The sequence below is a fragment of the Secundilactobacillus kimchicus JCM 15530 genome, from assembly GCF_001433995.1.
GTDB lineage: Bacteria > Bacillota > Bacilli > Lactobacillales > Lactobacillaceae > Secundilactobacillus > Secundilactobacillus kimchicus.
This window is the reverse complement of record NZ_AZCX01000044.1, coordinates 1-252: the sequence shown is the minus strand read 5'-3', so window position 1 is coordinate 252 and position 252 is coordinate 1. Positions and strand designations below refer to the sequence as shown.

The following is a 252-nucleotide window of genomic DNA, read 5'->3' as shown; positions in this document are numbered from 1 at the left end:
TCCACAGTGGCAAGGTGAGTAAGGCAAGTGGCAAGCCAAGTAACAATCCTGCAAGCAGGAGTGGGAACAAGAACCAGCCAAGTGCTAAGCCAATGATGAACTTAGCGATGTCGGCTAACAACTTCAATGCGATCAAACCAAGAAGGATTGGTTGCATCAAAAGTGCACCGAGTAATTTACCAATCTTGAATGGCAAGAGTGCTAAGAATGGCAGAATCCAAAGTGGCAAGGTCAGCAATGCTGGCAAGATCC

At 46.8% G+C, this 252-nt stretch carries 1 protein-coding gene; it reads right to left on the bottom strand.

The window, feature by feature from the left end; genetic code table 11:
* Window positions 1-252 (bottom strand): hypothetical protein (locus FC96_RS13095; RefSeq protein WP_202813036.1); only part of this gene is annotated, 252 nt, incomplete at both ends.